The 13,041-nt window shown below is 14.3% G+C and carries 12 protein-coding genes and 2 tRNA genes; 8 read left to right on the forward strand and 6 right to left on the reverse strand.

Features of this window, described 5'->3' with window-relative positions; translation table 11 throughout:
• The 5 genes from dusA to hemW all read left to right on the forward strand — a co-directional run bounded on the left by dusA (position 1) and on the right by hemW (position 5,498).
• The gene (gene dusA, locus AACL42_RS01110; RefSeq protein ID WP_340147327.1) at positions 1-978 is read left to right on the forward strand and encodes a tRNA dihydrouridine(20/20a) synthase DusA; all 978 of its coding nucleotides are present in this window, start codon (positions 1-3) and stop codon (positions 976-978) included.
• A 50-nt stretch (positions 979-1,028) separates the two neighbouring features.
• Positions 1,029-2,390: a replicative DNA helicase gene (gene dnaB / locus AACL42_RS01115; RefSeq protein WP_340147328.1), complete on the forward strand. Its 1,362-nt coding sequence runs from the start codon at positions 1,029-1,031 to the stop codon at positions 2,388-2,390.
• A 136-nt stretch (positions 2,391-2,526) separates the two neighbouring features.
• Entirely contained in the window at positions 2,527-3,477 is a 951-nt protein-coding gene (gene gshB / locus AACL42_RS01120; RefSeq protein ID WP_340147329.1) for a glutathione synthase, read from the forward strand.
• 403 nt (positions 3,478-3,880) lie between these two features.
• On the forward strand, positions 3,881-4,285 hold the full coding sequence (gene ruvX, locus AACL42_RS01125; protein WP_340147330.1) for a Holliday junction resolvase RuvX: 405 nt from the start codon (positions 3,881-3,883) through the stop codon (positions 4,283-4,285).
• Between the two features lie 64 nt (positions 4,286-4,349).
• Positions 4,350-5,498: a radical SAM family heme chaperone HemW gene (gene hemW / locus AACL42_RS01130; protein ID WP_340147694.1), complete on the forward strand. Its 1,149-nt coding sequence runs from the start codon at positions 4,350-4,352 to the stop codon at positions 5,496-5,498.
• Here the strand turns inward: hemW and trmB are convergent.
• A complete protein-coding gene (gene trmB, locus AACL42_RS01135) occupies positions 5,495-6,205 on the reverse strand; it encodes a tRNA (guanosine(46)-N7)-methyltransferase TrmB (protein WP_340147331.1) in 711 nt (236 codons plus the stop codon). The genes hemW and trmB overlap by 4 nt on opposite strands.
• Positions 6,206-6,315: 110 nt before the next feature.
• Between trmB and AACL42_RS01140 the strand changes: the two genes are divergently transcribed.
• A complete protein-coding gene (locus AACL42_RS01140; RefSeq protein WP_340147332.1) occupies positions 6,316-7,350 on the forward strand; it encodes an A/G-specific adenine glycosylase in 1,035 nt (344 codons plus the stop codon).
• A 19-nt stretch (positions 7,351-7,369) separates the two neighbouring features.
• On the opposite strand, the gene sbcB is transcribed toward AACL42_RS01140, so the two are convergent.
• On the reverse strand, positions 7,370-8,809 hold the full coding sequence (sbcB, locus tag AACL42_RS01145) for an exodeoxyribonuclease I (RefSeq protein WP_340147333.1): 1,440 nt from the start codon (positions 8,807-8,809) through the stop codon (positions 7,370-7,372).
• 79 nt (positions 8,810-8,888) lie between these two features.
• Positions 8,889-8,961: transfer RNA gene (locus AACL42_RS01150), tRNA-Asn, on the reverse strand.
• A 235-nt stretch (positions 8,962-9,196) separates the two neighbouring features.
• Between AACL42_RS01150 and AACL42_RS01155 the strand changes: the two genes are divergently transcribed.
• A tRNA-Ile gene (locus AACL42_RS01155) sits at positions 9,197-9,269 on the forward strand.
• 114 nt (positions 9,270-9,383) lie between these two features.
• Positions 9,384-10,004, forward strand: coding sequence for an orotate phosphoribosyltransferase (pyrE, locus tag AACL42_RS01160; RefSeq protein WP_340147334.1), 621 nt, complete (start codon positions 9,384-9,386; stop codon positions 10,002-10,004).
• A gap of 232 nt (positions 10,005-10,236) precedes the next feature.
• On the opposite strand, the gene rplI is transcribed toward pyrE, so the two are convergent.
• The 3 genes from rplI to rpsF form a co-directional block, all read right to left on the reverse strand.
• Positions 10,237-10,701, reverse strand: a complete 465-nt coding sequence (rplI, locus tag AACL42_RS01165; RefSeq protein ID WP_340147335.1) for a 50S ribosomal protein L9 — start codon at positions 10,699-10,701, stop codon at positions 10,237-10,239.
• Positions 10,702-10,829: 128 nt separating this feature from the next.
• Positions 10,830-11,063 carry a 30S ribosomal protein S18 gene (gene rpsR / locus AACL42_RS01170; protein WP_340147336.1) on the reverse strand — a complete coding sequence of 78 codons (234 nt, stop codon included), beginning with the start codon at positions 11,061-11,063 and terminating at the stop codon, positions 10,830-10,832.
• Positions 11,064-11,143: 80 nt separating this feature from the next.
• On the reverse strand, positions 11,144-11,512 hold the full coding sequence (gene rpsF, locus AACL42_RS01175; protein ID WP_340147337.1) for a 30S ribosomal protein S6: 369 nt from the start codon (positions 11,510-11,512) through the stop codon (positions 11,144-11,146).
• Positions 11,513-13,041: the final 1,529 nt, after the last annotated feature.

Genomic DNA, 13,041 nt, shown 5'->3' on the forward strand with positions numbered 1-13,041 from the left:
ATGATTAAAGAAAAAAAACGATTTTGTATTGCTCCAATGTTGAAATACACTGATAGACATTGTAGATATTTTCACAGAATTTTTACAAAAAAATCTTTTTTATATACAGAAATGATGACTACTGAATGTTTATTAAATAAAAAAAAAAAAATATATAAAAATGATGATAAACATAACTTAGTTGCATTTCAAATAGCTGGAAATAATTCTATTAAAATATCAAAATGCGCTAAAATAATATACAAAAAAAAATTTAATGAAATAAATTTAAATATTGGATGTCCTTCATTAAAACTAACAAAAAATTTTTTAGGTGTCTCTTTAATGAAACATACTAATATTGTAATTAATTCTATTAATGCGATTAATTCATCTGTCCCTTTACCTATAAGTATAAAAACTAGAATCGGAATAGATAATCATGATAGTTATCAATTTTTTAGAGATTTTATCCAAAAAACCTCGGATACAAATAAATGTAAAATATTTATTATTCATGCTAGAAAAGCTATTTTAAAAAATTTTAGTCCAAAAAAAAATTTAATAATTCCGAAATTAAAGTATGAATATGTATACAAATTGAAAAAAGATTTTCCACAATTAAATATTATTATTAATGGAGGAATTAAATCTATTAAAGAAATAAAATTTCATTTAAAAAAAGTAAATGGTGTTATGATGGGAAGGTTTGCTTATCAAAATCCTATGTTTTTAAAGAAAATAGATTACAAAATTTTTAAAAACAAAAAAAAAAAAATTAAAATAAAAAAAATTTTAAAAAAAATGTGTAAATATGCAATAAAAAATCAAATTTTATACAACGTCTCTCCTAAAAAAATTTTTTGTCATATGATAGGATTATTTAAAAATAAAAAAGGATCTAAAAAATGGAAAAGATTTATTTCAAAATTTTATCATTTAAACAATTATGCATCAATACAATATATGCAAAAAAAAATAAAAAAAATAAAATTTTAAAAAATTTTATAATACTGAAATTAAATTTTATATAAAATAAAAATATAATAATGAAAAAAAAAAAATATAAAAAATTAAAAAATCTACCACATTCTATCGAAGCAGAACAAGCTCTCTTAGGTAGTTTAATGTTAAATAATAAAAAAATAGATTCTATTATTAATGTTATAAAAAAAAATGATTTTTTTTATTTTTCCCATCAAATAATTTTTAAAGAAATATATTTTTTAAAAAATAAAAATAAACCTATTGATTTAATTACTTTATCTAATTCTTTAGAACAAAAGAAATTATTAAAAAAAATAGGAGAATTCTCTTATCTTGCTGAAATTTCTAAAAATGTTCCAAGTATTTCAAATATTATGGAATATGCAAATATTATTAAAGAAAAATCTATTATGAGAGATGTCATAATTACAGCAAAAAAAATTAAAAATTTAGGATATAATACATATGGTCAAAACTCTTCAAAAATTTTAAATTATGCAGAAAATAAAATATTAAATATTATAGAAAAAAAAAAAATAAAAGATACTGGATTAAAAAATATAAAAAATGTATTAAATTCTACAATTTATAAAATTAAAAAATTAATAAAAAATCCTTGTAAAGAAATTGTGGGGATAGATACAGGTTATAAAGATCTAAATAAAAAAACTTATGGTCTTCAACCATCAGAATTAATTATTATTGCATCTAGACCTTCTATGGGGAAAACTACTTTTGCTATGAATTTATGTGAAAATGCATCAATGATACATAAAAAACCAGTATTAATTTTTAGTTTAGAAATGCCTAGTGATCAAATTATTATGAGAATGCTTTCCTCTTTATCAAGAGTACACCAAAAAAAAATACGTACAGGTCAGTTAAACAATGAAGAATGGTCTAGAATTTCTGGAACAATTAATATTTTATTAAAAAAAAAAAATATATATATTGATGATTCTTCTCAAATTACTCCTAATGAAATTCGTTTTAGATCAAAAAAAATTTATAATAAGTATAATGGATTAAGTTTAATTATGGTTGATTATTTACAATTAATGAATACCTCTTCATTATCAGAAAATAGAAACTTAGAAATAGCTGAAATATCAAAAAATTTAAAATCTCTTGCAAAAGAATTACATGTTCCTATTATTGCTTTATCACAATTAAACCGATCTTTAGAACAAAGATCAGATAAAAGACCTATAAATTCTGATTTAAGAGAATCGGGAGCAATTGAACAAGATGCAGATTTAATATTGTTTATCTACAGAGATGAAATTTACAATAATAAAACAGAAAATCAAGGAATTGCAGAAATTATTATAGGAAAACAAAGAAATGGACCAATTGGAACTATAAAATTAACTTTTAATGGTAGTTTTTCTAGATTTGATAATTATTTATCTGAAATATATTAAAAAAATTATTTTTATTAAAAAAATATAAAAAAATAAATTAAAAAATATTTTAATGTTACCATAAATATGATAATAACAAATTTTTTTATTGTAATAAAAAATTATAAAAAATACATAAAATAAATTAAAAAAAATTATGAAAATTAAATTAGGAATTATAATGGATTCTATTGAATCTATTAATATTAAAAAAGATTCAAGTTTTGCTATTTTATTAAAAGCTCAAAAAAGAAATTATAAAATATATTACATGAAAATTAAACATTTATATAAAAAAAATAATATTGCATATGCAAATTCTCGAATCATTAAAGTATATGCTAATAATAAAAAATGGTTTAAATATGTAAAAAAAAAAACCATTATATTAAATAAATTAAATGTAATATTAATGAGAAAAAATCCACCAGTAAACTTAAATTTTATATATTCTACTTATATTTTAGATAATTTAAAAAAAACAACATTACTAATTAATAACGCAAAACATTTAAGAAATTACAACGAAAAATTAATTACATTAAAATTTCCTAATATTATTCCAAAAACTTTAATATCTAAAAAATATAAAGATATAAAAAAATTTTTAAAAAAAGAAAAAGATATAATTTTAAAACCTATGAATGAAATGGGGGGATCATCAATATTTAGAGTTCAAAACAATGATATAAATTCTTCTGTAATTATTGAAAATATGACTAAAAATCAAAAAAAATTTTGTATTGCTCAAAAATTTATCCCTGAGATAAAAAATGGAGATAGAAGAATACTTATAATAAATAATAAAGTTATTCCTTATTGTTTATGTAGAATTCCTAAAAAAGGAGAAATTAGGGGAAATTTAGCTGCAGGTGGAAAAGGTAAAGTAGAAAAAATTTCTAAAAAACATTTTAAAATTATTCAACCTATTTTAAAATTTTTAAAAAAAAAAAAAATTTTTTTTTCCGGATTAGATCTTATTGGAAATAAATTAACTGAAATAAATATTACTAGCCCAACAGGAATCCAAGAAATTGAAAAATATAGTAAATTTAAAATATGTTCATTATTTCTAAATGAACTAGAAAAATTAATATCTAAAAATTAAAAAATATTTATAAAAATTTTAATATTTTAATTTATAAATTAAAAAATAAATTTTAAAAATTTTAAAATTATACAATTAAAAAAATTTTTTATAATTTAAAATAAAATACAAATTAAAAATTTTATAATTAATAAAAAATAAATTTTTAAATTTTATTTATTTTAAAAAATAAATGAAATTAATATATAATTATTTAAAAAAAAAATTAAAAAAATAAAAATAATAATAAAAAAATAAAAAATATAATTTATATATTTTTAATATTAAAATATTTGTAATATTTAAATAACTTTAAAATAATTAAATTTAAAAGATATTTAAAAGATAAATAATAAAAAAATAATAAATTAAAAAAATTTTAAAAACTTTCAATTAATAAAAACTTCAAAATTTTTAATAAATTATGATAATTATAGCAATAGATTTTGGAACTTCAAAAATTGGTTTAGCAGTAGGTCAAAAAATAACTAAAACAATAAATTTAATAAAACCAATAATATTTCATAAAAATATTATTAATTGGATGAAAATAAAAAAAGTAATACATGAATGGAAACCTACATCTATAGTTATTGGTCTTCCTTTAAAAATGAATGGAAAAAAACAAAAAACTACACATAAAGCTGAAAATTTTTCAAAAAAAATATATAAAAAATTTAATATTAAGACATATATGCATGATGAACGTTTAACTACATTTGAAGCAAAATTAATAATAAAAAAAAATAAAAATTTTAAAAAAAAAATAAAATATATAGACTCTATTTCTGCAGCATTAATTTTAAAAAGTTGGTTTTTAAATACTTAAAAATTTTAAAAAACTATAAAAAATTAAAAAATTTAAATACATTTCAAAAATTTATTAAAAAAAAATTATGAAACTTCCATCTTTAAGTTTATATGTTCATATTCCTTGGTGCAAAAAAAAATGTCCATATTGTGATTTTTATTCTAAACCTATGGTAAAAAATAAAAAAATTCCTCAAAAAAAATATATAAAAAATTTACTTAAAGATTTAAATAATGATCTAAAAAAAATTAATTCTAGAAAAATAAATTCTATTTTTATAGGAGGAGGAACTCCAAGTTTATTATCATCAAAAATTTTAAACATATTTATTAAAAAAATAAAAAAAAAAAAAATATTAAAAAATAATCTAGAAATTACTATAGAAGCTAATCCAAATTATATAGAATCAAAAAATTTTAATAAATATAAAAAAATTGGAATAAATAGATTATCATTAGGTATACAAACTTTTAATTCTAGAATTTTAAAAATATTAGACAGAGATTATTCTAAAAAAAAATTAAGTAAATCTATTAAATTAGCAAAAAAAGCTTCTTTTAAATCTTTAAATTTTGATTTAATGTATAATTTACCAACTCAAACATTTTTAGAAGCTATGAACGATTTAAAAAAAGCTATTAAATTAAAACCAAATCATATTTCTTGGTATCAGTTTACAATTGAGCCAAATACTTATTTTTATAAAAATAGACCTAATCTTCCATCAGATGAAATATCATGGAAAATTTATAAAAAAGGAAAAAAATTTTTGAAAAAAAATGGATTTTATCAATATGAAATTTCTTCATTTTCAAGAAAAAAATATCAATGTTTTCATAATTTAAATTATTGGAAATTTGGAGATTATATAGGAATAGGATGTGGATCTCATGGAAAAATTACAACAAAAAAATTTAAAATTTTTCGAACAAAAAAAACAAAAAATATTAAAAATTTTTTGCAAGGAAAATATTTAAAAAAAAAATATAAATTACCTATTAAAGATATTCCATTAGAATTTTTTATAAACAACTTTCGTCTAAATAAAAAAATAAAAAAAAAAAATTTTACTAAATTTACAAACTTAAATATTAAAAATATTTCTAAAGAAATAAAAAAAGCAGTCAAAAAAAAATATATAATCGAAAAAAAAAAATTTTGGAAAAAAACAAAAAAAGGAAAAAATTTTTTAAATGATTTATTAGAAATTTTTATTAAAAATAAAAATTAAAAAAATTTTGAATAGTTTAAATAATGTATAATTGATTTTTTTTGTATAGCTTTTTTAAAAAATTTTGTATTTACAAAATTTTTTGTATTTTTAATAGAATATCTTGTATTAAAAAAAAATTTTTTATAATTATTATTAAGAACTATTTTTTTTATTATATCAAAATAATTTGTACAATCTGTTAAAATGTTTAATTCTCCATTTAAAACAATTTTTTTATACAATATATTTAAAAATTCTAAACTTATAATTCTTCTTTTTTTATGACGATTTTTAGGCCAAGGATCTGGAAAAAATATATTTATTTGTTTAAAAAAATTATTTACAAAATAATTTTTAAGAACATATTCTGCATTATTATAGATTAATATTATATTATTTAAATTTTTTTTTATAATTTTTTTTAAACATGATATTATACCAGGAATATATAATTCTATTCCAATAAAATTAACATTTTTATGTTTACTAGCCTGACTAATTAAATAATCTCCAGATCCAAATCCAATTTCTAAAATTGTTGAAAATTTGGTAAAATTTTTAAAATAATTTAAAAATTTTTTTTTATTTAAAATAAAATGTTCTGATAAATTTATTCCGAAAATTGGCCAATAATTTTTTAAAATATTAATATTTTTTTTAGTAAATTTTCTTCTTCTAAAAGAACTAAACTTATTTTTTAAAAATTTTTTCTTTAAAAATAACATAAAATTCCTATAAATTATTTAAAAAATAAAAATTATTAATTATAAAATTTTATTATTAATAAAAATTACTTATAAATGTTAAAAACTAAAATATAAAATTAAAATTAAAAATGAAAAATTCATTTATTTTTTCACAATGTGTGATTAATTGGTATCATTTTAATGGAAGAAAAAATTTACCATGGCAAATAAATACAAATATATATAAAGTTTGGATTTCTGAGATAATGTTACAACAAACACAAGTAAAAACTGTTATTCCATTTTTTAAAAATTTTATAAAAAAGTTTCCCACTTTAATCAGTCTTTGCAAAAAAAATAACTTAAACAAAATTTTATTTCTTTGGTCAGGATTAGGATATTATAAAAGAGCAGAAAATATATATAAAACTACAGAATTAATAAAAAAAAAATTTAATAATAAATTTCCTAATAATTATAAAGAAATAATTAAATTTCCAGGAATTGGGAAATCTACTGCAGGTGCTATATTATCTTTATCTTTAAATTATTTTTATCCTATTCTTGATGGAAATATAAAAAGAATTTTACAAAGATTTTATTATATAAAAAATATAAAAAATATAAATTCTATTTTATGGAAAAAAATTTATAAATTAATTCCATTACATAATTCAAAAAAGTTTAATCAAGCTATGATGGATATAGGATATAAAATATGTACTATTAATAAACCAAAATGTAAAATTTGCCCAATTAATGAAAGATGTATAAGTTATTATAAAAATAATTTTTTAATAAAAAAAAAAAAAAAAAAAAATAAAATTAAAAAAAATCTTTGGTTTGTATTCATTTATAAAAAAAATTTTATACTTTTAAAAAAAAATAAAAAAAATTTATGGAAAAATTTATTTTTTCCATTAGTGTTTTATAGCAAGAAAAAATTTAAAAATTTTATAAAAAAAAAAAAAATTAAAAAAAAATATATAAATAAAAAAAAAAATAAAACAATATATCATATTGTTACAAAATATAAATTTTATATACATTATTTTTTTATAAAAATAAACAAAAAAAAAACAAAAAAATATATAAATAAAAAATATATTTGGTTTAATACAAAAAAATTTAAAAAAGTTGGTTTATCAAAACCAATTATAAAAATATTAAAAAAAAATTTTTAATATATAAAAAATAATAATTTTAAAAATTATAATTATTTTTTAAAAAAAATAATAATTTTAATAAAATTTTTTTATTTTTTAAATTATGTTTATTTGATTTTATTAATTTATAAATTTTTTTTTTGTACAAAAATAATTTTTCTAAATTAATTTTAGAATGTATATATTTTTCCCAAGAATTTTTTTCAAAATTATTTAAATAAATATTAAAATTTCTAGCTTTACAAAAAAATAATAAATTTTTTAATTTATTATCTAAAGATAAAAAAATTTTTTCTAATTTTAAAAAATTTTTTTTTTCTAACAAAATTCTAATAACATTATTTTTTTTTGATTCTTTAAAACTAAAAAATTTAGAATATAATTGCTCATCTGAATGAAAACATTTTTTTATATTTTTGAAATATTTAAATTTTGAAATAAATTTTATTAAATATTTATGATTTTTATTTAAAAAAAAATTTTTAAAAATATTTAAATTTCTATAATATTTTTTTTGGTTAAGAGTTAAAGATTTAATATTTTTTTTTAAAAGAACTGTTATAGGTAATAAAATTGGGCATTTGCTTAAATTAATAAATCTCATACCTATTTTTAAAAAATTTTTTAAAAAAAATGATTCTAAATTTTTTTTAGTCTTATAATTATTATTAACAAAATTAAAAAATTTTTCATTATTATCTATATCAATAGAAATAAAAATTTTTTTATTATAATTACTTTGAGTTAAAATTAATACTCTTCTAATATTATTATATTTAGCTCCAAAAATACTAGAAATATATATAATAGGTTTAAAAAAACTTTTTTTTAATATATTTAATAATCTATGAAATTTTCTAAAATAAAATAAAAATTTAAATAATTTAGGTTGTTTTAAATATATTAACTTAGAAATTTCTATAGTAGCTAGAACATCTGATAAAGCATCATGAAAACTAAATTTTTTTTTAATATTTAATTTTGTAATTTTAGACAATTTAAATATAGGAATTTTTTTATTATCAAAACACCAATTTATTCCTTTAGGTCTAAGAGCAAAACAAGTTCTTAAAACATTAATTATATCCCATCTAGAATTTTTATTTTTCCAACTCCAACTATAAGGATCTAAAAAATTTCTATAAAAAATATTTCTAGTAAATTCATCATCAAAATTTATATTATTAAATCCAATAATGCAAGTATTTAAATATTTATTAAATATATTATATATTTTTTTTGCAAAATAAAACTCTTTTAAACAATTATTTTTATTATTATTAGGTAAAATCGATGTAATTAAAATAGCTTTCGGGTCAGGTAGATAGTCTTGGGGAATAGAACAATAAAATATTTTTGGACTTGAAATAATATTAAAATTTATATCAGTTCTTACACAAGCAAATTGAGCTATTTTATCAATTTTAGGATTTAATCCAAAAGTTTCATAATCATAAAAAAGAAAATTTTTTTTCATAAAAATTTTTTTAATTTTTATATTTTTTTATATTTTTATAATAAAATAAATTAAATAATGTTTAAAAACTAAAAAATTTCTCCTCCGACTGGGCTCGAACCAGTGACATACGGATTAACAGTCCGCCGTTCTACCAACTGAACTACAGAGGAAAATAAATAAAAAATAAAATTAAATTTTATAACTTATTTAAATAAATGTCAATAATAATTAATTATATTTTTCATTAAAAAAATTTATAATTTTTTTCTCTATTAATAAATATTAATAAAAAATTTAAAAGTTACTAGATTATTACAAAAATTTCTATTATAATTTAATTGTTATTATTTTTACTTTAATAAAAGTAATTATATTGTTTTATTTATTATAATTAACGTTTTAAAAGGCTCTTTAGCTCAGAGGTTAGAGCAGTCGACTCATAATCGATTGGTCGCTGGTTCAATTCCAGCAAGAGCCAAAAAAAAATTTATTAAATTATTTTTAATTCATTTTAAAAATTTTTTTATAAAATATCAATATATATATTTATATTTATAATTATATTTTTATTACTAATCATTTAAGATTACTTATGAATAAACAAAAAAAAAAATTTATTAAATTTTCTATAAAAAATAAAGCTTTAAAGTTTGGAAATTTTTATTTAAAATCAGAAAGAAAAAGTCCTTATTTTTTTAATATATCTCAATTTTATAAAGGAAAAAATATATCTAAACTAGGAAAATTTTATGCTCAAAAAATAATAAATCAAAAAATAAAATTTGATGTATTATTTGGAATTGCATATAAAGGAATTCCAATAGTAATTTCTACAGTTATTGCTTTAAAAAAATATTTTAATTTAAATATTCCATATTGTTTTAATAGAAAAGAAACTAAAACTTATGGAGAAAAAGGAAATGTTATTGGATCAAAAATTTTAAATAAAAAAATAATAATTTTAGATGATGTTTTAACATCTGGAAAGGCTATAAAAGAAGCTATTTCAATTATAAAAAAAGAAAAAACCTCAAGAATTGTCAAAATTATAGTGTCTTTAAATCGACAAGAACATAAAAAAAAAAAATATCTAAAAAATGTTTCTTCAATAATTAAAATAAAACACATAATTAAATTTTGTAAAAAAAAAAAAAATATTAAAAAAAAAAATTTACAAAAAATAATTCAATATCATAAAAATTTATTACATTAATATAAAAAAAATAAAATTAAACTAAATTACAATTATAAAATAAAAAAATATTTTTAATTAATTTTTATAAAAATTAATAATTATTTATTATAAATTATTATAATTTTTTTTAATAAAATTTTTATTATTTTCTAGAAATTTATAAATAAAAGATTAATATTATTAAATAAATTAAAAATTTATTATTTTTTTAAAAAAAATATATATAAAAATTTATAATTTTAAAAAGTTTTTAAACATTTTTTTTATTTTCTATAATATTTACTATAAAATATTTTTTAATTTTTTGATTCGGTTGAAAAACAACTTTATGTTTGCCTATTTTTTTTAAAGGACCATTGGGTAAAAAAATTTGATTTTTATTAATTTTTAAACCTAAACTAAATAATTTTTTTAAAATTTCTACAATTCCAATAGATCCAAATAATTTTCCTGAAGTTCCTACATTAGAAATTATAGTTATTTCTTTTATTTTTGTTAATTTTTTAATTTTTAAATTAATTTCTTTTAATTTTTGTATTTCTATGTTAGAAATTTTTTTTTGTTCTTTTTTAATATTTAAAAGATTCTTAGAAGTTGCAGGAATTGCATATCCTTTAGGAAATAAAAAATTTTGAGCATATCCTGATTTTACTAAAACAATATTTCCTAAAATTCCTAAATTTTTTATTTTACATAATAAAATAATTTTTATCATAAATAAATAATATTTCCTTGTATAAAACTAAAATTTTAATAATTAAAAAAATTATATCTATAAATTAAAAAAAAAAAAAATGTTTAATAAATATTTTATTTTTTAATTATTAAGTATAAAGTTAAAAATTATTCTGATTTATGTTGATCAGTATATGGTATTAAAGAAAGATAACGAGCAATTTTAATAGCTTTAGATAATTGTCTCTGATATTTAGATTTTGTTCCTGTAATTCTACTTGGAACGATTTTCCCGCTGTCAGTAATATAATTTTTTAACATATCAATATCTTTATAATCTATATACTTAATCCCTTCAGAAGTAAATCTGCAAAATTTTCTTCTACGAAAATAACGAACCATATAATTTACCTTTAATTTAAATTTTATAATTACAAAATAACATTTTAATATTATAATTTTTTAAGTTTAAAATCAAATTTTTATTTTTTTTTAATAAAAAAATTATTTTTTACATTAGTAACTTCTTTTTCTGCTTTTTTTAAAATAGGAGATATATCAGAAAATATTTTTTTAACTTTAATAATTATATTTCTAAGAATTGATTCATCTAAATTTAATTCTTTTTGTATAGATATAATATGTTTTTTTAAAATTTGTATATTTATTAAAATATAATGAGCTTTATAAAATTTTTTAATAGAATATGACAATTGTCTTTTTCCCCAATTTTCTAATCTATATATTTTTCCTGATAATTTAGAAATAATTTTTTTATATTTAGAAATTATTATATTATGTTTATCATCATATGATGGATGAATAATTAAAACTATTTCATAATTTTGCATTTTTATATCCTTTGTTTATTAAAACTATTATAGAAATAAAATATTTAAACATGAATAAACACATTTTTTAAAAAAAAATTAATTTATATAATATCATATGACTGTTTTAAACTAAATTTTTCTTTTAAAATTAAAATATAATATTTTAATCAAAAATTTTAAATATAAAAAATTTTATTTAATTATAGATTAACATTTTAGAAATAACTCAAAATGTAAAATAATATATACAAAATATTTTGTTATTCATTTAATGTTCAAATTATATTAAATCTTATTTCTAATAAAATACTTAATTATTTCTTTTAAAAATTCTTTACTTATAAAAAATTTTTTAATTAACAAAAAATCTGTAATAAAATATTTTTTTTATTTATATTAAAAATAAAAAAACATTATAATTAATTATTATCAAATTTTTTATAAAAATATATTTAAAATAATAATTTTATATATATTTTTAATAAAATTATTAAAATATTAATATAATTTTTATTTTTTTATATTAAAAAATATTTTTTTATTAAATTAAAAATTAGTTTTAAAATTTTAAATTTTTCATCTTAAAATTTTATATAAAAATATTTTATTTATGTTAAAAATATATTTATATTTTATAAAAAAAATTTTATAATTATAAAATTTTTTAAATTATCTTTGAATTTTAAAAATAAATTTTTTAATAATAAAAATTTTATTTTTTTTAAAAATTTTTTTATAATCTAATAATATTATTTATAATTTAAAAAAAAATTTATTAAAAAATTTTTTAATAATAAATTTAAAAATATAAAATTTTTATAAAAATAAAAAAAATTATTAATTATCTAAATAAAAACATTTGATACGTATTCTTAATTATTTTTACAAAAAAATAATTATTTAAAAAAATAATATTTAAATTTTTAAAATTTTTTTTAAATATTTTAATGTAGAGTATTTAATTTAAAATATAGTATAAAAATATAAAAATTTTTTTAAAAAATTATAATTATTTTTTATATATATTAAAAATATAATTACTCTTTAAAAATATTTTTTCTTATTAAATATTAAATATATAACAAATTTTAAAAAAAAATCATATAAAAACATATATTATATAAAAATAATTAAATATTAATTTTAATCAATATTTTTATTAAAAATAAAAAAAATAAAAAAAAAATAAAATTAAAAAAAAAATTTTTGTTTTATTTATTTTAATATATAAAAAAATAATAATTTTATATTCATAAAAAATATTTATTTATTAATATATTATTTATTTTATTCTAAAAAGTTTTTAATAAAAATATTAATATTTAACTTAAATAATATTTTTTTAAATTAAAAAACATTAATTTATTTTAAATTTTAAAAAAATAAATAACTATAAATTTTTAACAAAATTTTATTAATTTAAAAAATAAAAAAATTAATCAATATTAATTTTTTTATAAATTACATTATTTTAAAAACTTTTTTTAATATTAATATTTTTAAAAATCAATCTAATTATTTTTAAATAAAAATTTTATAATTTTAAT

The sequence above is a fragment of the Buchnera aphidicola (Drepanosiphum platanoidis) genome, from assembly GCF_964020165.1.
Classification (GTDB): Bacteria; Pseudomonadota; Gammaproteobacteria; order Enterobacterales; family Enterobacteriaceae; genus Buchnera_J; species Buchnera_J aphidicola_BL.

Excerpts from the sequence above, each read along its gene's own strand:
- pyrE (WP_340147334.1), top strand. The coding sequence starts at position 9,384 with ATGAATAAACAAAAAAAAAAATTTATTAAATTTTCTATAAAAAATAAA.
- trmB (WP_340147331.1), bottom strand. The coding sequence starts at position 6,205 with ATGTTATTTTTAAAGAAAAAATTTTTAAAAAATAAGTTTAGTTCTTTT.
- AACL42_RS01140 (WP_340147332.1), top strand. The coding sequence starts at position 6,316 with ATGAAAAATTCATTTATTTTTTCACAATGTGTGATTAATTGGTATCAT.
- dnaB (WP_340147328.1), top strand. The coding sequence starts at position 1,029 with ATGAAAAAAAAAAAATATAAAAAATTAAAAAATCTACCACATTCTATC.
- ruvX (WP_340147330.1), top strand. The coding sequence starts at position 3,881 with ATGATAATTATAGCAATAGATTTTGGAACTTCAAAAATTGGTTTAGCA.
- rpsR (WP_340147336.1), bottom strand. The coding sequence starts at position 11,063 with ATGGTTCGTTATTTTCGTAGAAGAAAATTTTGCAGATTTACTTCTGAA.
- sbcB (WP_340147333.1), bottom strand. The coding sequence starts at position 8,809 with ATGAAAAAAAATTTTCTTTTTTATGATTATGAAACTTTTGGATTAAAT.
- rplI (WP_340147335.1), bottom strand. The coding sequence starts at position 10,701 with ATGATAAAAATTATTTTATTATGTAAAATAAAAAATTTAGGAATTTTA.
- dusA (WP_340147327.1), top strand. The coding sequence starts at position 1 with ATGATTAAAGAAAAAAAACGATTTTGTATTGCTCCAATGTTGAAATAC.
- gshB (WP_340147329.1), top strand. The coding sequence starts at position 2,527 with ATGAAAATTAAATTAGGAATTATAATGGATTCTATTGAATCTATTAAT.
- rpsF (WP_340147337.1), bottom strand. The coding sequence starts at position 11,512 with ATGCAAAATTATGAAATAGTTTTAATTATTCATCCATCATATGATGAT.